The 569-nt window shown below is 70.1% G+C and carries 1 protein-coding gene; it reads right to left on the bottom strand.

What is annotated here, in order from left to right:
- On the bottom strand, positions 1-569 hold a 569-nt coding region (locus AC1RWI_RS38090; protein ID WP_492870893.1), incomplete at both ends, for an ImcF-related family protein.

Raw genomic sequence — 569 nt, forward strand, 5'->3', positions numbered from 1 at the left:
GCGGCCGGCAGGGTCGGCGCGGCCTCCCATTGCAGGCTGTTCATGAAGTCCTGCCAGCGCTCGGCGTAATCGGCGAAGTATTGCTCGGTCAGCGCCGCCTGCAGCGCCTCGGCCGAACGGCTCGCGGATGGCTGTTGCAATGGCTTGCCGTCGGTCAGCACCCAGTCATTGGCGATCTCCGTGCGCCTGGCGGCCAGTTCGATCGCGGGCGCCACATAGCCCTCATAGGCCTGGCGGGTGAAGACCCCGGGCACGATCGCCGCGGCTCGCACCAGCCCCCGGGGATCTGTGCCGGCGGTCAGCGCCGCCAGGGTCTGGTCCGGGTACTTGCTGCCAGCGCTCTCGCCAAAGGCCTGGATCACGCCCCGGTAGATGGTGTCCTCGGCATTGCGCTCGCCGATCACGGCCAGCAGCGTCTGGCGCGCGCCGGCGACCAGTTCAGGGCGCGGCTCGATGCGTCCGGCCGGGTTGGACTTCAGGTGCGCCGCATAGAAGGTGAGCAAGCGCTCGGCAAGGTCCTGCCGCTCGCCCGGGGTGATCCGGGCATCGGTGGACCAGTGCCGCACCAG

This window comes from Cupriavidus sp. MPR-AND1C (assembly GCF_058809705.1).